Origin of the sequence: Synechococcus sp. O70.1, assembly GCF_047462215.1 — a bacterium.
Classification (GTDB): Bacteria; Cyanobacteriota; Cyanobacteriia; order Thermostichales; family Thermostichaceae; genus Thermostichus.
In genome coordinates this window covers 34,425-54,678 of record NZ_JANSIT010000015.1, presented here as the reverse complement: position 1 = coordinate 54,678, position 20,254 = coordinate 34,425, and the positions used below count along the sequence as shown (strand labels likewise).

Genomic DNA, 20,254 nt, shown 5'->3' with positions numbered 1-20,254 from the left:
GCGGACTTTTGCTCCAGGTTGACGCTTTCTTCCTGCTTCCACGACCCGCAGCTAGTGGCAGAGTTTACCCCTACCACCCCGCCAGAGGAATCTCCACAGGCGTAACTTCCCCGCGAGCTGCAGGTAGGTGCTCCTTGCCCCCATAAGGCACACCGGCTAAAGACGGAGCCAACTTTAGCCTAGGCAAAGTGCCTACCAGAAAAGATGTACTCGTAAGCCTACTAGCTCAGCCCATCTCCGCCAAGGCAGGAGGTTGGTTATGCCACAAAGTGGCTGATTGTCCAGGGAATCAAGGACTAGAGGAGAGCCATAGAATGAGGAAAACCTGAGGACAAGAAAGCATGGGACGGCAACAACGGGTGGCCATCTTGGGGGCCACAGGAGCAGTAGGAGCGGAGCTGCTGAAACTGCTGGAAGAGCGCCACTTTCCGGTGGCAGAGTTGAAGCTGTTGGCCTCGCCCCGTTCAGCGGGCACCTATTTGACCTTCAAGGGGGAACGGATCCCGGTGGAGCCGGTTTCAGAAGCGGCCTTCCGGGGCCTGGATCTGGTGCTGGCCTCTGCCGGTGCTAGTGTCTCCAAAACCTGGGCCAGAACCATCGTCGAGGCAGGAGCGGTGCTGATCGACAACTCCAGCGCCTTTCGTCTGGATCCCGATGTCCCGCTGGTGGTGCCCGAGGTCAACCCCCAGGAAGCCTTTTGCCACCGGGGGATCATTGCCAACCCCAACTGCACCACCATCCTAATGTGCGTGGCCATCTACCCCCTGCATCGCCACATCCCCCTGCGCCGCGTGGTGGCTGCTACCTATCAATCGGCGAGTGGAGCTGGGGCCCGCGCGATGGTGGAGCTAGAGGAGCAAACCCGCGCCTACCTGCAAGGCCAGCCCTTTCAGCCCCAGGTGTTCCCCTACCCCATCGCCTTCAACCTCTTCCTCCACAACAGCCCCCTGCAAGAGAACGGCTACTGCCAGGAAGAGATGAAAATGGTCAACGAATCCCGCAAGATTATGGGATCCCCCAACCTGCGGCTGACAGCTACCTGTGTGCGGGTGCCGGTGCTACGTACCCACGCCGAGGCCCTCAACCTGGAGTTTGAACAGCCCTTCCCAGTAGAACAAGCTCGGCAAATCTTGGCTCAAGCGCCTGGGGTAGTGCTGATTGAAGATTGGGAACACAACCGCTTCCCCATGCCCATTGATGTAGCCGGCAAAGACGAGGTGGCGGTGGGCCGCATCCGCCAGGATATCTCCGAGCCCAAGGCCCTAGAGCTGTGGCTGTGCGGGGATCAAATCCGCAAAGGTGCGGCCCTCAACGCCATTCAAATTGCCGAGCTGCTTTTGAAGGACTAATTCACTACAACTGTCCAGGTTACTGGCCCCGCTGTAACAGGGGCAGCCTCAGTGCTGTTCAACGTCACCGGGGAGTTGGTGTAGTTGTAGGTGCCGGCTGAGTCCGTAGCTGCGAATGTGACTTGGACAGGGATGGTCACTGTGCAAGTTTGTCCTGGGGCTACTTGTCCTCCGGTGAATTGAATGGTGTTCCCACCCACCGAGGCTGTGAGGTTAGCTCCAGCACCACAGGAAGCAGGTAAGGGAGGAGGTGCACCAGGCCCTACGGTTAAAGGAGGCGGCCTTCCCGGCAAGGTGTGGTTAAAGGCCAAGCCCGTCAATGGAATGGCTGCGTTGTTGGTTATTGTAAACGTCAAAGTTCCATTCCCGGTAACGGGACGTGGGCCAATTGGGCCAAGCGGGTTGGGAAGAAAGTCCATGGTAAAGGCGGGAGCTGGCACCGTCACCGTCAGGGTAATGGCGGCTGCGGTGGCATTGGGCGCCTGGTTGCTGCTGAGGACTACCGCTGGACTGGTCAGGGATCCCGCTGTGGTGGCCGTAACTTGAAGATCCAAGCGGATGGTGCAGCTAGCATTAGCTCCTAGGGTGCCATTGACCAGCAAGATGGAGTTTGCCCCGGGGGGAGCTGCCACCGTCCCGCCACAGTCGTTGTTCAAGTTATTAGGATTGGCAACGATTAGGCCGGCAGGGAGTGGATCGGAGAAAGAGAGGCCAGTCAGCGGCAGGGCGGTTGTGTTGGTTGGGTCGGGGAGGTGGGGTTAAATGCCTTGTAATCGCTTTTCTTGTCATCTCTGCTTTCCTTTTAGTCATCGCCAATTGAACACACTAGAAGTGCGTTTTCCGTAGGGGTGAGCCTAGCGCTACTGGGGAGTCATTTTCAGAGGAGAAAGAGGCGGTGAATGGGAATTAGCCGGAAAAAGGGGAAAATTGAGAGGCATTGAGCCCTGACGGAGAGTGATCTGTGCATCCAATTGCAACGGGATCCCTGGCTAGCTTTGTGGCCGGCTTGGCAACGGGGTTGGGGGCTTTGCCGGCGCTGTTTCTTCCCTCACTCTCGGAGAGGGTGCAAGGGATCTTGCTAGGGTTTGGGGGTGGCGTGATGTTGGCAGCCACCTCGTTTTCGCTGCTGGTGCCGGGTACCGAAGCGGCCCTGGCGCTGGGACATTCCCAATTCGAGGCGGCGGTGATTATGGGGGCGGGCCTGTTGTTGGGGGCGATCTTCCTGGAGAGTGCCCACCGCCTCTTTCCTCACGAGCACTTTTTCAAAGGGGTGGAAGGGGAGAACCGCGCCCATTTGAAACGGATTTGGCTGTTCATCATTGCCATCGCCCTGCACAATTTCCCGGAAGGACTGGCGGTGGGAGTGGGTTTCGCTACCGGCCAAGTCAGCGATGGGTTGGTGCTGGCGCTGGGGATTGGCCTGCATAACATACCGGAGGGGCTGGTGGTGGCCTTGTCGCTGGCAGGCCAGGGGTATTCGCGGCTGTTTGCTTTTGCCATCGCTCTGCTGACGGGTTTGGTGGAGCCCATCAGTGGCATCTTGGGAGCGACGGTGGTTGCCTTGGCTCAGCCGCTGCTGCCCTGGGGCATGGCTTTTGCTGCCGGCGCGATGCTGTTTGTTATCTCGGGTGAGATCATCCCTGAGTCGCACCGGCAGGGGTTGGAGCGGGAGGGCACCTTTGGCGTTCTCAGTGGGTTTGTGTTGATGCTGCTGCTCGATATTGCGCTGGGCTAGAAAGGGATCCTGTCCTGTCTTGACGCGAGGTTTTCAATGCTGAGCAACGAGCCTTTTCTGTGGCGGGGATCAGGGGAGCACGCCTGCCTGCTGCTGCACGGGTTGGGGGGTGGCGTCTACGAGTTGCAGTGGCTGGCGGAGCGGCTGTTGGCAGCCGGCCTAACGGTGCAGGGGTTTAACTACCCCGGCCATGACCGCCCAGCACCCCGCATGCCCCCTTCCCGCTGGACGGAGTGGTATGGGCGGGCTTTGGAACATTACCTAGCTCTGCGCCAGGAGTACCCGCGCCTTTCGCTCGTGGGGTTTTCCACCGGCTGCCTGTTGGCGTTGCACCTGGCCTTTTCCCATCCTGTCCACAAATTGGTGCTGCTGGCGCCGTTTTTTGCCATTCGCCACCGCTGGTACTACCTCTTTCGCCTGGAGCAGTACCTCAACAGCCTGGGCTGGCTTTTGGACGATGTCCCCCGCTTCCGCCTGCCGATCCGGGATAGCGAGGTCCGCGCTTTGGCAGAAAAAGTGGCTTATTTGCGCAGCTTCAATCTGACGGCGGTGCGCAGCGCCCTCGAGCTCATCGAGCAGGTCAAGGGGGAGGTAGCCAGCATTCAAGTGCCCACCCTCATCCTGCAGCCGCGCCAAGATACGGTGGTGGATCCCGACCAAGCGGTGTGGCTGTATCGGGAACTGGGATCCGCCGAGAAGAGCCTGCAGTGGCTGGAGCGCTCCGACCACGTTCTCACTTTGGACTGCGAGCGGGAGACCGTGTTTGCCCAGGTCTGTGCTTTTCTCACCCAGGATCCCGCTCCAGCCGCACTAGGGTAACCCGCTGCCAAGCGCCGCGCTCGTCGTAGTCACGCACCAGGCGCAGCAGGTGGCGGCCCTCCGGCCCTTCTGGAAACCAGCTTAGGCTGACGGAAAAGCGGCGATCCCGATGAAGGGTAGGGATGGGCAAGGGATCCGGCCCGCCAATCCACAGCCCTCCCGGCAAGGGATCCCAGTTGCTCAACCACTCTGCCCCCGAGCAGTCCACCTCGGTTTCGGCAAACCGGCCCTCGGCAACCGCAAAGCTCTGGGCGATCCCCCGCCATCTCCCCTGGAGGCAGGCTCTCAGTCGCTCTTTGCTCAGGGGTGAACAGTCTGCAACGGGATCCAAAGGTTGGCCGCGCCGCTCCAGGATCGCGGTTACCTCTACCAGACGACCTTGGGCATCCCACTGTTGCACCAGCCGCGCCTTGCGATCTCCCCAGAGAAAGCCTTGCTCAACGGCAAAGTCGCTAAACGGCGCTAGTTGCAGCCGCCCGTTAGAAAAGGAGCCATCGGGGAAAAAGCGCAGTCCGGGCGAGAAATCTCGGTAAACCCAGCTCTGGCGGCTTGTTGGGTTAGGGGATCCCTCCAGGGGGTAGTAGGCATTGGTTTGGCGGATCGCGCCCAACTCCAAAGCCTCAAAGGTAATGAGGCTGCGCTTTTGGCCTACTAGCTCCCAACCACCGTGGGCAGTAGGTCGATAGTCAGAAAAGAGGCCGTGCCATTCTCCCAAGTGTAGGGCTAGGCATTGTATCGGGGTTTTCATGAAGAAGCCTGAAGTGCAACGTTGAAGACAGAGCCGATGGGGAAGAAGCTCCGGGGTGGTATTTTACCTTTTGGGGATAACATCAGCTTTCTGATGAAAGGGTTGTGGTTTACCGCGGCTCAAAAAATGACGATGCAGCCTGCAGTTGCGGAGGCTTTAGTGGAACGAATAGGACACCGAGTACCTTGGATCCTAATGGGGTTATAAAAATGGAGCTTGGAGATAGCTTCTGTGATCCCGCTGCCATAGCGGGAAGGAGTTCTTTCAAGTTTTCGTCGTTTACCAGTCTGAAGTAGGACTCCACATGGTGGCATCGACGCAAAGCAGCCATACCCTAACCCGTAAACTGTTAAGGGGGTAGCAAGAGCAGATTAAGTCAGAAAAAACTAGCTATCGAAGAATCCTCAAAAGATCCCAGAATGCGTACTTCTGGCTCCAGCAGGATCGACCATTGTTGATAGACTTTTTCCTGGGCTAGGCGAATTAGGCGGTAGATGTCATTGGCGCTGGCCTGGCCACAATTGACGATGAAGTTGGCATGGCGCTCGGAGATTTGGGCTCCGCCGATTCGGTAGCCCTTTAGACCCACTCGCTCAATTAACCAGCCAGCGGGATAGGTTTCGGGGTTGCGAAAGACGCTGCCACAACTAGGCAGATGATAGGGCTGAGAGCTTAGGCGCTGGTTGAGGTGGCGCTGGGTTTCCCACTGCACCTGGGCTGGATCTTGGCCCGGGATCAACTGCAATGTTGCCCCTATAACCGTCCAGGGCAAGTCCTGCAGCCGCGAGCGGCGGTAGCCAAATTGCAGGTCGGCGGGTTTCAAGCGGCAGGGCTCTTGCTCTTCATCCAAAATCTGCACCTCCACCACCACGTCTGCCATGGCGTGCCCGTGGGCGCCAGCATTCATCACCACTGCTCCCCCCAGCGTGCCTGGGATCCCAATCGCCCACTCCAGTCCACTCCAGCCTTGCTTGGCAGCCGCCCGCGCCAGGTTGACCAAAGGTTCTCCGGCAGCGGCCCAGATCCTCCCCCCCTCTAGCAGTTGCAGCCCGCGCAAACGCCGGGTGTGGATCACTAGCCCCGGCAAACCGGCGTCACTGATGAGCAAATTGCTGCCTGCCCCCACCAGAGTGGCAGGGATCCCTTCTGCCCGCGCCCAAGCCAAACACTGCCGCAGCTCCGGGTTGCTGCCGGGCTCACAATACCACTCCGCCCTGCCCCCCACCCGCAAAGTGGTCAGAGGGGCCAAGGGGATCCCTGGGCGAATCCGTCCAGACAGCAGCGCTTCTTGCCCAGCAGGAAGAAGCTCCTCGTTACCAGCATGGCCTGCGGCGTCGGGCCCACAGGACCTGTTCTGCTGAGGCACCAGCGGAGCTGTCGTCATAGTGTTGATACCTCAGAAGCAGCCATGTTGAAAGCGTGGGTTCTTTGCCCAGGCTATTCTCCCTCCGGAGGAGTCTGGAGCTGTTCCCCCACCTGGGCTGCATATGCCCGCATCGTAGCCGCTATCTGCTGATTGAGGTCGCCTGCACCCAGAAAGATAGCGAGGTCCCCGGCTTGCAAAATGGAGGTCAACACCTGCGGCAGTTGCGCTAAAGAAGACACATAGCGCACCTGGGGATGGTGTTCCGCCACCGCCACGGCCAGCCGCAAGCTGTCAGAATGCTCCGACGCTGGCTCTCCTGCCCCGTAGGTGGGCACAATCACCACCACATCTGCATTCTCAAAGCAGCAGGCAAAATCCTGAAACAGGGCAGCCAAGCGGCTATGGCGATGGGGCTGAAATACTGCCACCACGCGCCGCTGTTGTAGCCGTGCTGCCTGCAGCGTAGCGCGAATCTCGCTGGGATGGTGGGCATAGTCATCGATAAAGGTAACCCCGCCCACCTCCCCTTTGGCCTCAAAGCGGCGCTGCACCCCTCGAAACTCGGCCAGGGCAGAGGCAATTACCGGAAACTCCAAGCCCAACTGTCGCCCAACGGCAACCGCTGCTAGAGCATTGCTGAGGTTGTGGGATCCCGGCACTTGCAGCCGTAGCTGACCCAGCAGGGATCCCCTTTCCCAGATCTCGGCGGCAGTGGAATTGCCCTTGTAGACAATCTGCCGCGCTTGGTACTGGGCTTGGGGATGTCCGGCCAGGCTGTAGCCCACGTCCACCTTGAGGTGGGTGGCCACGTTGGGGCAATCCAGGCAGGCCACTAGGGTTTGGCTCTGCTGCCCATACTGCTGAAAGGCCCGGATGACCTGCTCCAGATTGGCATAGTGATCTGGGTGGTCTAGCTCAACATTGGTGATCACGCCAATTTTGGGATAAAGACGCACCAGCGATCCGTCTGACTCATCCACCTCCGCCACCAGGTATTCTCCCTGGCCTAGGCGAGCGTTGCCGTCCCACGCCTCCATCTCCCCGCCTATGATGAGGGTGGGATCCCAGCCCGCAGCAAGCAGCATGTAGCCAATCATGCTGCTGGTGGTGGTTTTGCCGTGAGTGCCCGCCACGCCGATGCTGGGGCGATGGTTAAACAAAGCCGCTAGTAAATCGGCTCGGTGCCAAACCTTTAGTCCCTTGTTTAGAGCCGCCGCTAATTCCGGGTTGGTGGGGCGAATGGCGCTGGAGTAGACCACCTGGGGATTCCCAATCAACCCCTCTGCCGTGTGACCTTGAATAACGCGCACCCCCAACGCCTCTAAGCGGCGAGTGCGGTTATTGGCAACAATATCGGACCCCGAAACGCGAAACCCTTTCTTCGCCAAAATATAGGCCAAAGCAGACATGCCGACCCCCCCAATTCCAACAAAGTGATAGGCCGAAAGGGAGGAGTTCGACAGCTCCAAGCTTTGCCCAAGTAGAGATGAAGACGGAGCCTGCACCGAAATGCCGGGATCTTCTCCCCCCGCTGTCTCCACCATTGCAACGTTGCCTCACTCCTCGCACACACCTAAAACCAAAGCTGCTGCAAGGCAGATCATATCAGCAGTTTTTCGCCTTCTGCAGCAGGGAAGCAAAGCCTAAGGAAAAAGAGCTGCTTAAAGTGCAATTTCGAACTTGACACTCTTTTCCACAAAGCTTTAAGCTTCTTAATGAAGGGGTAGCTGTAGGCTTGAAGTTGACGGCAAAATGAGACCCCAACTGCTGTGGTTACTGCCAGGAGCTGGGCTGGTTGGCTGGGCAGCGCTAGCTACCTTAGGGTTGAGCCAACAAGGAGCCACCCAAGGAGCAACGCCGCCGCCAGCCGAAACTCCGGCAGCAGGCGGGGCAACGCCGTTGGCTACCTCGGTCGGGGCTCTGGGCCGTCTGGAGCCGGAGGGGAGCGTTATCCGTGTTGCTGGCCCTCCTGGCGAACGACTGGGGGAGCTGTTGGTAGCCGAAGGGGAGCGGGTGGTGGCGGGGCAGGTATTGGCCCGTCTGGAAAGCTACAGCGAGCGCCTAGCGGAGAGGGAGTACGCTGCCGCCCAACTGCAAGAGGCCCGTGCCCGTCTAGAGGCTGAGACCCGCTTTGGCCAGGCTCAAATTGAAGAAGCACGCACTCGCCTTAGCCGGCTGGACGAGCCCCAACAGTTGCAGATCCGCTCCCAGGAAGCCGTGGTGGAGCGCATTCGGGCGGAGCTAGCCGATGCTGAGGCCAATCTGGCTCGCTTTCAGGCTCTCTGGCAGGAGGGAGCTATTTCGCAGCAGGAACTCGATCAAAAGGCTCTGGTGGTGCGACAGCGCCAGGAGGACTTACAAGCTGCCGAGGCCACCCTCAACCAACTGCGCCTTGCCCGCGAGCGGGATCTGCGCAATGCCCAGGCCCAAGTGCAAGCTGCTGAAGCGGCGTTGAGACGGGCCCAAGCGCAGGTGCAGCTGCAGTCTTTGGCCCGCAACCTGGAACTGGCGGAAGCCCGCTTGGAGCGCACCCTCATCCGTGCCCCCCGGGCTGGCCAGGTGCTGAAAATCCACACTCGGCCGGGGGAAGTGATCGCTGCTAACCAAGGGATTCTCGAGCTGGGCAACACCGACCAGATGATGGTGGTGGCCGAAGTTTACGAAACCGACATCCTGCGGGTGCGACCAGGACAACGAGCTACCATCAGCAACCGCGTGCTGCCAGAAACCCTACAGGGCCGAGTGGAGCGGGTAGGCTTGCAAATTGGCAAGAAAGACGTGCTCAACACTGACCCTGCTGCTGACGTAGATGCGCGGGTGGTGGAAGTGTACATCCGCCTGGATCCAGAAAGCAGTGCCCGCGTGGCCGGCCTGACCAACCTGCAGGTGAACGTGGCCATTGATGCTGAGGGGTAGAGAGGGCGATGTCCAGCCTGTTCAGCTTTATTGGGCGCCGCATTCCCCTAGCCTGGCTGCAGTTGATGCGGGAGAAGATCCGCCTGCTGGTGGCTTTAGCAGGCATTACCTTTGCCTGCATCCTCATGTTCATGCAGCTGGGCTTCCAGGACAGCTTGCTGGAGAGTGCCATCCGCTTCCATGTTGCCCTCAAAGGGGAGATCTTCCTGGTCAGTCCCCAGTCCAACGCCCTTATTGCCATGAACACCTTTTCGCAGCGGCGGCTCTATCAGGCGTTGGGCTTTGAGGGAGTGCAAGCTGTCTCGCCTGTGTATTTGGGCTTTGCCCTCTGGAAAAACCCTGAGACCCGTCGCACTCGCAGCATTTTTGTCGTGGGGGTGGATCCCTCTGCCGACCTTGTGGATTTGCCAGGGCTAACCCCCGACGAGCTGGAGGAGATTAAAAAAGCTGACGTAGTGCTCTTTGACCGCCGCTCCCGCAGCGAGTTTGGTCCAATTGCCCAATGGTTTGAGGCTGGACAAGAAGTCGTTACCGAAGTGGGCAACCGCCGGGTGCGGGTAGGGGGATTGTTTGAGATGGGGGCTACCTTTGGCGCCGACGGCACCATCCTTACCAGTGACCTCAATTTCCTGCGGATTTTTCCTCAGCGCGAGCGTGGCCTGGTGGATATTGGCGTGGTGCAACTCCAGCCAGGGGTAGATCCCAAGCCGCTGCTGGAGCAGATGCGGGCTCTGCTGCCCGAGGACGTGCGAGTACTCTCGCGGGCAGAGTTCATTGACATGGAGCGGAGCTATTGGGAGGAAGGCACGGCCATCGGCTTTATTTTCGGCCTGGGGGTGGCTATGGGCTTTATCGTCGGCATTGTGATTGTCTATCAGATTCTCTACACCGATGTATCTGATCACCTAGCGGAGTATGCCACCCTCAAAGCCATGGGCTACACTGACACCTACCTGTTGGGGGTGGTGCTTCAGGAGGCCCTTTTGCTGGCTGTTTTGGGCTACATTCCCGCCTTTGCCTTGGCTGTTTTGCTTTACGATTTGACGGCCAATGCTACCCTATTGCCCATTGCCATGACCTTTAACCGAGCGATGTTGGTCCTGGGGCTAACGGTGAGTATGTGCTTTATCTCAGGAGCCATTGCTGTGCGGCGGCTGCGGGCTGCTGATCCTGCCGACATTTTCTAACTGCTGAAGCAGGAATCCAGAATGGTGGCTTCCTTAGTTAGTAATTTGAGATTCTGAGCTTCCTATGCTGACTTCCCTTCTCAATCAAACTGCCCCTACCTCCACTCAAAATACCGCTGAGCCCGTGGTCAAAGTCGAAGGGCTAAATCACTATTTCGGTGAGGGATCCCTGCGCCGGCAAGTCCTTTTTGACATCAACTTTGTCCTGCACCCGGGGGAGATTGTGTTGTTGACTGGACCCTCTGGCTCCGGTAAGACCACGCTGCTCACTCTCCTAGGAGCCTTGCGCTCGGTGCAAGAGGGCAGCCTGCAGGTGTTGGGGCAGGAGCTGCGGGGAGCCAAGCCCAGCACCCTCGTCCAGGTTCGCCGCAAAATTGGCTATATTTTCCAGGCTCACAACCTGCTGCGATCCCTGACGTCAGCCCAGAATGTGCGCATGGCCCTGGAGCTGCACAACGGCCTGTCTCCCCAGGAGAGCCAACGGCGGGCAGAAACAATGCTGGCAGCGGTGGGTCTTGGGGATCGCGTCCACTACTACCCGGAACAGCTGTCAGGGGGTCAAAAGCAGCGAGTGGCGATTGCCCGCGCCCTCGTTAGCCACCCCAAGTTGGTGCTAGCGGATGAGCCGACGGCCTCCCTCGATAGCAGGTCGGGCCGCGAGGTGGTGACCCTGATGGAGAAGTTGGCGCGGGAGCAAGGTTGCACCATCCTGCTGGTAACCCACGACAACCGCATCCTTGACATTGCTGACCGGGTGCTGCACATGGAGGATGGACGGCTGGAGAGCCAGCCCATTGCCTAGGTTGCTCCCTGGGAGGCGTGACGGCGGTACCAGTCGATGGTGCGCTGCAGCCCTTCCCGCAACCCCACCTTGGCCACAAAACCAATCTTCTCGCGGGCCTTGGAGACATCTAAGCAGCGGCGGGGCTGGCCATTGGGCTTGTCAGTTCGCCAGCGAATCTCTCCCTGAAACCCCATCAGCTCGCAGATGAGGGCAATCAGATCCCGAATGGAGATCTCTTCGCCGGTGCCCAAATTCAGGGGCTCGGGGCTGTTGTAGAGCTGGGTGGCTAGAAGGATCCCCCGAGCTGCGTCTTCGGCGTAGAAAAACTCGCGCGTGGGGCTGCCATCTCCCCACACCTCCACGTAGTTCTGGCCCCGCTGCTGGGCTTCATGCACCTTGCGGATCAAAGCGGGGATGACGTGGGAAGTTTCGGGATCGAAGTTGTCCATGGGGCCGTAGAGGTTGACCGGCAGGAGGTAGATGCCGTTGAAGCCGTACTGCTGCCGGTAGGCCTGCAGTTGCACCAGCAGGGCTTTCTTGGCAATGCCGTAGGGGGCGTTGGTCTCCTCCGGGTAGCCGTTCCAGAGATCCTCTTCTTTGAAGGGGACAGGAGTGAACTTGGGGTAGGCACAGATGGTGCCCACGCAGACAAACTTCTCCACGCCCGCCAGGTAGGCAGCATGGATAAGCTGGGATCCCATGATCAGGTTGTCGTAGAAGAGTTCTGCTGGCTTGGCCTGGTTGAGGCCGATGCCCCCCACGTGGGCCGCCAGGTGGATGACGATGTCCTGTCCCTGCACCACCTCTTGGCAAACTTCCCAGCGGCGTAGATCCTGGGTGCGGGAGCGTGGGATCCGCACCTGCTCCGGCTTGACGCCCAGGAGGTACAACTGTTGCAGGACATGTTTGCCCAAAAAGCCACTCCCTCCGGTCAGCAAGATGCGCTTTTGGCTGAGATCGATGGCAGTGGACATGGCTGGCGCGGAAAATTCCCGGCTTTCATTATGGCAGGGCGGCAGCTCCTAACTGCCCAAGCTTGAAGACAGCTCTGCCTGCAGCCGCTCTTGAGCCGCTTGGAGAGCTTGCGCCAGTTTCTCCGGCTGTTTGCCGCCAGCCTGAGCTAGGTTGGGCCGCCCCCCGCCACCGCCGCCGGTGAGCTTGGCAATCTCGCCGATAAAGGAGCCCGCCTTCAGGCCAAGTTTCTGGACAGCCGGGCTAAAAGCCGCTACAAAGCTTACCTTGCCCGCTTCGGGCACCGATCCCAGCACCACTGCCCCTTCCCCCAGCTTGTGGAGTAGGTGTTCGGCGGCGGTTTTCAGCGCCTCCGGGGGAGTGGCTCCCAGTTCCGCCACCAAGATCTGCAGAGGGCCCACGGCTACAGCCTGGGGCAAGAGCTGCTCTGCCTGGAGCAAGGCCAGCTGGCTGCGGGCCTCCTCAAGGGCCTTCTGGGCGGCCTTTAGCTCCGCCTGCAAAGCGGCAACGCGCTCTGGGATCTCCTGGGGCTTGGCCTTGAACTGGGCGCTCAGCTCCCGCACCACCCTGTCGCGCTCGTTCAAGTACTCCAGCACCGCCGGCCCGGCTACAGCCTCGATGCGGCGGATCCCGGCAGCTATGCCCGTCTCAGAGATGATCTTAAATAGGCCAATCTCGGCGGTGTTGCTGACGTGGGTGCCGCCGCAGAGCTCCATCGACACCCCCGGAAATTCGACCACCCGCACCTCGGCGCCGTATTTTTCCCCAAACATGGCGATTGCCCCTCTGGCTTTGGCCTCTGCCAGGGGCAGGATGGCTACCTGAGCCGGATGGGCCTCGGCAATCCAGGTGTTGACCAGATCCTCAACTTGCTGCAGCTCTTCGGGGGTGAGGGGACGCGAGAGGGTAAAGTCGAAACGTAGCCGGTCAAAAGCCACCAGGGATCCGGCTTGGCTAATAGAGGGATCAACCACCTTCTTCAGGGCTGCCTGCAGTAGGTGAGTGGCGCTGTGGTGGGCCTGGGCGCGCCGCCGACAGGCCAGGTCAATTTGGGCCTGCACGGGATCCCCCACCCGCAGGATCCCCCGTTCCACCTGGCCAAAGTGGACAAACAGATCTCCTCGCTTCTGCACGTCCTCCACCCGCACCCGTACTCCATCCCCAGCCAGGTAGCCGCGATCCCCAATCTGGCCCCCGGATTCGGCATAAAAAGGTGTGCGATCCAAAACCACCTGCACCACTTGCCCCGCCTCCACTTGGGGCACGGATTTCCCCTCCACCAGCAGGGCTTCGACCACGCCGCGGGCAGAGGACTGGCTGTAGCCAAGAAACTCCGTCTCGATTAAAAACTCGGCCAGCTCGTCCAGGGATCCCTGGGCCATGACGTCAAGGGTTTGGTGGGCGGCGCGGGCCCGCTGCCGCTGTTTTTCCATCTCTTGCTCAAAGCCCTGCAGATCCACACTGAAGCCGTGCTCCTGGGCAATTTCTTGGGTTAGCTCCAACGGGAAGCCGTAGGTGTCAAAGAGCTTGAAGGCGTCGGCCCCAGAGATCTGCTTTGGCGCGCCACTGGCTGTAACGTCTGCAAACAAATCAAACAGCAGCCGTTCCCCCCGCTCCAGAGTCTTGAGGAACTGCTCCTCTTCCCGCTGCAGCTCGGCTTTGATCACCGCCTCCCGCTCCCGCACCTCAGGATAGGCAGCCTCCGCCAACTGGATGGCCGTCTCCACCACCGGCAGGGTAAAGGGCTCGCCAATCCCTAAGAGGCGCCCGTGGCGCACCATCCGCCGGATCAGCCGCCGCAGCACATAGCCCCGCTCCACGTTGGAGGGGATCACCCCATCGGCAATTAGGTGCATCACCGCCCGCGCGTGATCCCCGATGATCCTGAGGGAGACTTTCTGCTCGGGGCTGGCCTGGAAGTAGTCCACCTGGGCGATCTCGGCCGCCTTCTGCACAATGGGGAAGAGCAAATCCGTCTCATAGTTGTTGGGGACTCCCTGGAGTACCTGAGCCAGACGCTCCAGCCCTAGGCCCGTGTCAATGTTTTGCTTGGCCAAGGGGGTGAGGTGGCCCTCGCTGTCCCGGTTGAGCTCCATGAACACCAGGTTGTAGATCTCGAGAAAGCGGGAGTCGTCCCCTAGGTCGATCTGCTCGTCCCCCAGCTCCGGCTTGAAGTCGTAGTAGATCTCCGAGCAAGGGCCGCAGGGGCCAGTGGGGCCAGCAGCCCAGAAGTTGTCTTCCTCCCCCCTGCGCTGGATGCGTTGGGGCGGGATCCCTATCTCATCGCGCCAGAGGGCAAACGACTCCTCATCCTCCCGGAAGACGCTCACCACCAAGCGCTCCGGCGGCAGGCCAAACACTTCTGTCACCAGTTCCCAAGCCCAGGTGATGGCCTCTTTTTTGAAGTAGTCGCCGAAGCTAAAGTTGCCCAGCATCTCAAAAAAGGTGTGGTGGCGGGCTGTCCGTCCCACGTTCTCGATGTCGTTGGTGCGCACGCATTTCTGGGCAGTTGTCACCCGCGGGTAGGGCGGATCCTGATGCCCTAGGAAGATGGGCTTGAAGGGCAGCATGCCGGCAATGGTTAGCAGCACTGTCGGATCCTCCGGCACCAAGGAGGCGCTGGGCAACACTTGATGGCCCCGCTGGGCATAGAAATCTAGAAAAGCCTGCCGGATGGCGGCCCCGGAGAAGGACGAAGACATGGCCAAGGCAAAGGGTGACTGCATTGATCAATATTCTCCATTCTAGGTTTTCTAGCTCTGGGGCAGTTGAAAGCAGCAAAATCTAAGCGATTTCGCCGATGGACCGCAAGTAGGCAAACGCATAGAATCAGCCTAGTTGAGCTAGATGCGCCAGATTTCTCTTGGGTCTAGCCTAAACGCGCTTGCCTACCTAGCTTTCCTCTCTTGGTTCTCTAGGCGTTAGCCGGTAGCGCGCTAAATGTTGAGCTGCTACTGCCTCAACCCAAACTGTCCGCAGCCAGAAAATCCGCCGGATGCCTCCACCTGTGCTGCCTGTGGACAGCCGCTGCTGCTGCGCAATCGCTACCGGGCCTTCAAGCGCTTGGGACAGGGGGGATTTGGCGCTACTTTCCTAGCTCGAGATGAGGACATGCCCTCCAAGCCCTGGCGGGTGATCAAGCAGTTGCGCCCAGTGGAAAATTCGCCCCAACTGGCCAAGCTGGCGGAGGAGCTGTTTAACCGCGAAGCCGAGGTGTTGGAGCGCCTGGGGGAGCATTCGCAAATCCCCACGCTCTATGCCCACTTCCAGGAAGGCGGCAAGTTTTACTTGGTGCAGGAGTTTATCGAGGGAATCACCCTTGCCCAGGAGGTGCGGCGTAACGGGCCTTTTTCCGAAGAACAAGCCCGGCAAGTGATGCAGGAGGTGCTGCTCATCCTCAGCTATGTCCACAGCCACAACACTGTCCACCGCGATATCAAGCCGGCCAACCTCATTCGCCGCAAGGAAGATGGCCGCCTGGTGCTCATTGACTTTGGGGCCGTGAAGCAGCTTGGGCCCGGCCACAAGGTGTCGGAGGAGGGAACGGCCATCCGCTCCCCGGGCTTTTCTCCGCCGGAGCAGATGGCTGGCCAGGCAGTAGGCCCCGCTAGCGATCTCTACGCGCTGGCTGCTACCTGCCTCAATTTGATGACGCTGGAGTCGCCGGCCAAGTTCTACAACCACAACACAGGCCAGTGGGATTGGTCGGATCGCCTGCAGCTCAGCCCTGAGTTCGACGCCATTTTGCGCCGTATGCTGCAGCCGGCCATCAGCCAGCGCTTTGCCACGGCTACCGAGGTGCTGCGGGCTCTACAAGGGATCCCGATCCCAGTGCAAGAGGGTCGGATCTCCCAGCCAATTCTCTTGCCCAGCTCTCCCCTGGCTGCCCCTTCCAGCCCCTCGCTGATCTCAAACCATTGGGCCAGGCGACCTTTAACCTCTCCTCCTCTACCTCGAACCGATGGGTTTTCGCCTAAGCCACTCCCTCAGGCCGAAGCGGGGGGCCTACTGCCTCCAGGATCCATTCCTACCGACTCTACCCACGTGGGTCTGACTAGCCGCATTGCCGGCAGCGGGCGCATGAAGCCGGCTACCCCTCCGCGGATCCCGTCTTTGGCTGGAGCGGATCTGCGGGGCAAGTCCTTTGCTAACCGGAACTTGGCCGGCTACGATTTGCGCCGCGCCGATCTGCGGGGGGCCGATTTCTCGGGAGCCAACCTGCAGGGAGCCGATCTGCGGGGGGTTCGCTTCAACACCCCTCAGCCCCGCTGGCTGCGCTTTTTGAGCCGGCTTCTGGGCTCGGCCAAGACCCTGGGCGGAATCCTAGCAGGCCTGGGAGGACTTCTGGGATCGGCGGGCCTGGGGTTTTTGCTTATCCATCTCACCACGCGCAACGTGGCTTACGCCTTGGGAGCAGCCGGGATCGCGGTGGCGGTGGCCAGCTCCGTGCTCTGGTCTGTAGGCAGCAGGGCCTCGCTGCTGCATCAGTCTGAGGAAAAGGACAAGCGCTTCACCAACTTCTCCAAAGCTGACCTGCGGGGAGCCCAAATGGATGAGAAGTTGCGTAAGTTTGCCCGCCGCCAGGGAGCCATCTTGAACTGACGTTCTGCCTCAGGCAAGAGGGGGAGGAATGACTTGGCGCAGGGCCTGGTTGATCTGTTCTGTTAAAAGCCGGCAATTGACGGCTTTCCCTTGCCGCCGATCCCCCGCTTGGTCATAAAAGACAATGCCCTCGGCGTGGGAAAACCCCAGGGACAGGAACAACAGCTCCAAAACCTTGAAAGAGGCCGCCTCCAGCTCCGGTGCCTGCTCCCGCAGCTCTGCCAGCGTCGCCTGGGCATCTTCCAGATGGCCAAAAGCTGGGATCCAAAGATGGCTGATGGGCTCCCTTCCTGGAGAGTTTTCCTCCACTCGTGCCGTTATCCAACCGCCATCGGGGTAGCGCAGGATGGTGTACTGCAGGTGATCCAGATGCTGAGCCACCTGGGTAAGCACTGCCGTTACCTGCTGCATCGCTGCGGCCGGGATCCCGTTCTGCGGAGCTTCCTCCACCAGCGTCGCGGCCTGGGCCGCCAGACTAGGTACCATGATTGACAACCACCCTTACTTAGGTTCAGAATGAGTATTCGCAGCTCCTGGGGCTGTAGTTCAATTGGTTAGAGCACCGCCCTGTCACGGCGGAAGTTGCGGGTTCGAGCCCCGTCAGCCCCGTACCCATTGGGAACACTCTAGCCTACTTTGGCAAGGAGGTCAGCCCTGCTACCATAGGTACCCTGCCCCGTCAGGGAGATGTGCCTTGCGGTATCTGCGCCCAGATTTGCTTCAGCTGCAGCCCTACGCTGCCGTGCCGCCCTTGACGGCCGACAAGCTGGATGCCAACGAGTTTCCTTGGGATTGGCCGGTGGGCTTTAAGCAGAAGCTCTCTCTCCTCTGGGAAGAGGAGATCCTGAGCAACCGCTATCCCGATGCCCAGCATCGGCGCCTCAAGCAGGCCATTGCAGCCTATGCAGGGGCGGCTCCTGAGCAGATTAGCGTGGGCAACGGCTCCGACGAGCTCATCCGATCCCTCTTGATTGCCACCTGCCTGGGCGACAGGGGCGGCATTTTGGTGCCAGAGCCCACCTTCTCCATGTACGCCATCCTGGCGGAGAGCCTGGGGATCCCGGTGGTGCGCGTGCCCCGCCACCCCGAGACCTTTGCCCTAGATCTAAAGCAGTGCCAAGAGGCTATGACAGGGCAGCAGGTGCGGGTGGTGTGTTTGGTGGATCCCAATTCGCCCACCGGCAATGGTCTAACGGCGGCTGAGTGGGAGTGGGTGGAGGGGCTGCCGGAGGAAGTCCTGGTCATCCTGGATGAAGCCTATTTCGAGTTCAGCCAGCACACGGCCCTGCCCAAGTTGGCAGAGCACCCCAACTGGGTTATCCTACGCACCTTCTCCAAAGCCTTTCGCCTGGCAGCTCACCGAGTGGGCTATGCCATTGGCCATCCTCAGCTCATCCAGGTGCTAGAGGCCATCCGCCTACCCTACAACCTCTCGGCCATTTCCCAGTGGGCCGCCCAGCTTGCCTTAGAGCATGCCGACGAGCTTTTGGCCGATGTGGCCCTCATTCGTCAGGAGCGGGAAGCCCTTTACCATGCCTTGCAAGAGCTGCCGGGGGTGCGGGTGTGGCCTAGCCAAGCCAACTTTCTCTACTTTCGGGTAGCCGGCTGGGATCCCCAAGAGTTGCAGCGGGCCTGGCAGGAGCTAGGAACCTGTGTGCGCTGTAGCGGCGGCGGGCTACGCCTGACAGTGGGTAGTTCCGAGGAGAACCAACGGGCCTTAGAGCGCTTGCGGCAGATTTTACAGTCAGGGAGGTAAGGGGATCCCTAAAACGGCGGTCTTGGAGGATGGAAGTGGATCTGGATCCCACTTGAGGGCAGCACCTTTTCCGACTTCTCTTCTCTAAAGAAGCGGGATCCAAGCGATTGTTTGGCTGACGCAGGGAGGCGTTCTCCCCACGCCACTGCAGGTCTTGGAAAGCGGCGAAGCCTACACTGTTCAAGGGTGGGTGCCGGGAGCTAATCCGGAGCGCTTCCACCTTGAGGCCACCGCTCAGCACTTGGCCATACCCTGCCCAAGGCCGAAGCCGCTCAGGTTGTTAAGGAGGGGTAACTGCGCCAGAGGCTGGGACGGTCGAAAGCCAACCTGCCGGGCCTTCCCTCTCCCAGGAAGTTGGCGGCGAGGAAGCTAGCCAAGCCACTCCAAGCGCACTTCCTCCCCTACCTTGAAGTCGAGGGTGCGGCTGGCGTTGCCTTGGTTTTGCACAATCTCCACCCAGCCGGCGCTGCCCACCAAAGCCAGTAGCTCGCCTTCGCTTCCCTCGGCAAAGGTGGCTGCAGAACGAATGGCAACGCCTTTGATCCAGGCTCTCCAGTGCCGTCCCTCCACCCACTGACCCGGCAGGTTGGTGATGCCATTGCCAAAGTGGTCGATAGCCTGGATGACTCCCCGGCAGCCGTTGTCCTCCAGCTGCGGTGGTGGCCAGCTCCAGCGAACCAGCTCGGCCACGTCTAGGGGATCCCCCAGCTCTGCCAAGGGGATCCCGTTGGCCAGATGGGCAGCCACAGGGGCAAAAATGTCCCGCCCGTGGAAGGTGCGGCTGGGAGAGGGAGTGCGCCAGTACTGAGACCGGGTGAGTTCCACAGCGGCTAGAGGCGGAGATTGCTCCAAAATGCCGCTAAAAAGGCCATTGTCGGGGCCCACCAGGTAGCCAGTCTGGGTTTGGATGGCCACTGCCCGCCGCCGAGTTCCCACCCCTGGATCCACGACCGCCAGGTGAATGCTGCCTGGAGGCAGATAGGGGTAAGCCGTCATCAGGGCAAAACGGGCTGCTGCCACGTCCTGGGGCGGGATTTCGTGGCTGAGGTCGATAAACTGCACCTGGGGTGCAATCCCCCAAATCACCCCTTTGAGAATGCCCACGTAGGGATCCTGAAGACCAAAATCCGTGAGTAAGCTAATGATTTTCATGGGCGGGTCAAGCAGCGCTTGCCTACCCTCTGCTCCTGCAGGGGGTTTTCACGTGGAGGGGGAGTCTTTTGCCAGCTCCGGCTGGGGCGGAAGGGGCTCGGCGATGTTGGGCAACTCCAGGCAATAGCCTGCGCCATAGACAGTTTTGATGTACTGGGGGTGGCGGGGATCCGGCTCCAGCTTGGTGCGCAGGTGGCGGATATGGACACGGATGGTTTCAATGTCATCGTCGGGATCGTAGCCCCATACCTCCTTGAGGATTTCGCTGGGGGAGACTGTCTGGCCGTGGCGCTGCAAGAGGCAGTGGAGCAGGTCAAATTCGAGGTGGGTGAGCTTAACGGTTTTGCCAAACCACACCGCCTCAAACCGCTCCGGCACCAACGTCAGGGGGCCATAGGTGAGGATCTCGCCGTGCTTGGCCGTTTGCGGGATCCGGTCGGCGCGGCGCAACAGAGCCCGTACCCGCACCAGCAGCTCCTGTACCTCAAAGGGCTTGGTCAGGTAGTCGTCGGCACCGGCGTTGAAGCCCTCGATCTTGTCCCGGGTCTGGCCAAGGGCAGTCAGCATCAAAATGGGAATATCGCTGGTGCGCTCCTCCCGCCGCAGCCGTTGGCAAACTGTCAGTCCATCTACTTGGGGTAGCATCAGGTCGAGAATGATGAGATCGGGGAGAGTTTGCAAAGCCAGCGCCTGACCCCGAACCCCATCCGTAGCCGTGACAACTTCGTAGCCCGCCAACTCCAGATTGATACGCAGAATATCTAGGACTGAAGGATCGTCCTCAATGATGAGTATGCGAGCCATAGAGGATTGCAGCCCGAACTGCGGATAAAACGTTTTGTTAAAGTCGCTAACAAAGAATCGAAGC

General features: G+C 60.1%; 17 protein-coding genes and 1 tRNA gene. 9 read left to right on the top strand and 9 right to left on the bottom strand.

Going from position 1 to position 20,254, the window contains the following annotated elements:
- Window positions 1-341 precede the first annotated feature (341 nt).
- Window positions 342-1,349 carry an aspartate-semialdehyde dehydrogenase gene (locus tag NW833_RS09255; RefSeq protein ID WP_414412283.1) on the top strand — a complete coding sequence of 336 codons (1,008 nt, stop codon included), beginning with the start codon at window positions 342-344 and terminating at the stop codon, window positions 1,347-1,349.
- On the opposite strand, the gene NW833_RS09250 is transcribed toward NW833_RS09255, so the two are convergent.
- Window positions 1,346-2,005: a hypothetical protein gene (locus NW833_RS09250; protein WP_414412282.1), complete on the bottom strand. Its 660-nt coding sequence runs from the start codon at window positions 2,003-2,005 to the stop codon at window positions 1,346-1,348. The genes NW833_RS09255 and NW833_RS09250 overlap by 4 nt on opposite strands.
- A 305-nt stretch (window positions 2,006-2,310) precedes the next feature.
- Between NW833_RS09250 and NW833_RS09245 the strand changes: the two genes are divergently transcribed.
- Window positions 2,311-3,084: a ZIP family metal transporter gene (locus NW833_RS09245; RefSeq protein ID WP_414412281.1), complete on the top strand. Its 774-nt coding sequence runs from the start codon at window positions 2,311-2,313 to the stop codon at window positions 3,082-3,084.
- A 36-nt stretch (window positions 3,085-3,120) separates the two neighbouring features.
- Complete coding sequence (locus NW833_RS09240; RefSeq protein WP_414412280.1) at window positions 3,121-3,903, top strand: alpha/beta hydrolase; 783 nt, start codon at window positions 3,121-3,123, stop codon at window positions 3,901-3,903.
- Here the strand turns inward: NW833_RS09240 and NW833_RS09235 are convergent.
- The 3 genes from NW833_RS09235 to murC form a co-directional block, all read right to left on the bottom strand.
- A complete protein-coding gene (locus NW833_RS09235) occupies window positions 3,869-4,651 on the bottom strand; it encodes a DUF3598 family protein (protein WP_414412279.1) in 783 nt (260 codons plus the stop codon). The two genes, NW833_RS09240 and NW833_RS09235, sit on opposite strands and share 35 nt — an antisense overlap.
- A gap of 376 nt (window positions 4,652-5,027) precedes the next feature.
- Window positions 5,028-6,035, bottom strand: coding sequence for a UDP-N-acetylmuramate dehydrogenase (gene murB, locus NW833_RS09230; protein ID WP_414412278.1), 1,008 nt, complete (start codon window positions 6,033-6,035; stop codon window positions 5,028-5,030).
- Window positions 6,036-6,088: 53 nt separating this feature from the next.
- A complete protein-coding gene (gene murC / locus NW833_RS09225; RefSeq protein WP_414409959.1) occupies window positions 6,089-7,561 on the bottom strand; it encodes a UDP-N-acetylmuramate--L-alanine ligase in 1,473 nt (490 codons plus the stop codon).
- A gap of 208 nt (window positions 7,562-7,769) precedes the next feature.
- Here murC and NW833_RS09220 point away from each other — a divergent pair, with 208 nt between their 5' ends.
- The 3 genes from NW833_RS09220 (at window position 7,770) to NW833_RS09210 (ending at window position 10,922) form a co-directional block, all read left to right on the top strand.
- Window positions 7,770-8,933, top strand: coding sequence for an ABC exporter membrane fusion protein (locus tag NW833_RS09220; protein ID WP_414394433.1), 1,164 nt, complete (start codon window positions 7,770-7,772; stop codon window positions 8,931-8,933).
- A gap of 8 nt (window positions 8,934-8,941) precedes the next feature.
- A complete protein-coding gene (devC, locus tag NW833_RS09215; RefSeq protein WP_414412277.1) occupies window positions 8,942-10,120 on the top strand; it encodes an ABC transporter permease DevC in 1,179 nt (392 codons plus the stop codon).
- A 64-nt stretch (window positions 10,121-10,184) separates the two neighbouring features.
- Entirely contained in the window at window positions 10,185-10,922 is a 738-nt protein-coding gene (locus NW833_RS09210; RefSeq protein WP_414394439.1) for a DevA family ABC transporter ATP-binding protein, read from the top strand.
- Here the strand turns inward: NW833_RS09210 and NW833_RS09205 are convergent.
- Together NW833_RS09205 and alaS are read right to left on the bottom strand one after the other, a co-directional pair.
- The gene (locus tag NW833_RS09205; RefSeq protein ID WP_414394442.1) at window positions 10,919-11,878 is read right to left on the bottom strand and encodes a GDP-L-fucose synthase family protein; all 960 of its coding nucleotides are present in this window, start codon (window positions 11,876-11,878) and stop codon (window positions 10,919-10,921) included. The genes NW833_RS09210 and NW833_RS09205 overlap by 4 nt on opposite strands.
- Before the next feature lie 48 nt (window positions 11,879-11,926).
- Complete coding sequence (gene alaS / locus NW833_RS09200) at window positions 11,927-14,578, bottom strand: alanine--tRNA ligase (protein ID WP_414412276.1); 2,652 nt, start codon at window positions 14,576-14,578, stop codon at window positions 11,927-11,929.
- Between the two features lie 238 nt (window positions 14,579-14,816).
- Between alaS and NW833_RS09195 the strand changes: the two genes are divergently transcribed.
- Window positions 14,817-16,478: a protein kinase domain-containing protein gene (locus NW833_RS09195; RefSeq protein ID WP_414412275.1), complete on the top strand. Its 1,662-nt coding sequence runs from the start codon at window positions 14,817-14,819 to the stop codon at window positions 16,476-16,478.
- Between the two features lie 9 nt (window positions 16,479-16,487).
- On the opposite strand, the gene NW833_RS09190 is transcribed toward NW833_RS09195, so the two are convergent.
- Window positions 16,488-16,964, bottom strand: a complete 477-nt coding sequence (locus NW833_RS09190) for a hypothetical protein (RefSeq protein WP_414412274.1) — start codon at window positions 16,962-16,964, stop codon at window positions 16,488-16,490.
- Window positions 16,965-17,013: 49 nt separating this feature from the next.
- Here NW833_RS09190 and NW833_RS09185 point away from each other — a divergent pair.
- Window positions 17,014-17,087 (top strand) — tRNA-Asp (locus tag NW833_RS09185).
- Between the two features lie 85 nt (window positions 17,088-17,172).
- A complete protein-coding gene (locus tag NW833_RS09180) occupies window positions 17,173-18,234 on the top strand; it encodes a histidinol-phosphate transaminase (protein ID WP_414412273.1) in 1,062 nt (353 codons plus the stop codon).
- Window positions 18,235-18,603: 369 nt separating this feature from the next.
- Here the strand turns inward: NW833_RS09180 and NW833_RS09175 are convergent, their stop codons facing one another.
- Together NW833_RS09175 and NW833_RS09170 are read right to left on the bottom strand one after the other, a co-directional pair.
- Complete coding sequence (locus tag NW833_RS09175) at window positions 18,604-19,386, bottom strand: S-adenosyl-l-methionine hydroxide adenosyltransferase family protein (protein ID WP_414412272.1); 783 nt, start codon at window positions 19,384-19,386, stop codon at window positions 18,604-18,606.
- Window positions 19,387-19,434: 48 nt separating this feature from the next.
- On the bottom strand, window positions 19,435-20,190 hold the full coding sequence (locus tag NW833_RS09170) for a response regulator transcription factor (RefSeq protein WP_414412271.1): 756 nt from the start codon (window positions 20,188-20,190) through the stop codon (window positions 19,435-19,437).
- Between the last annotated feature and the right edge of the window lie 64 nt (window positions 20,191-20,254).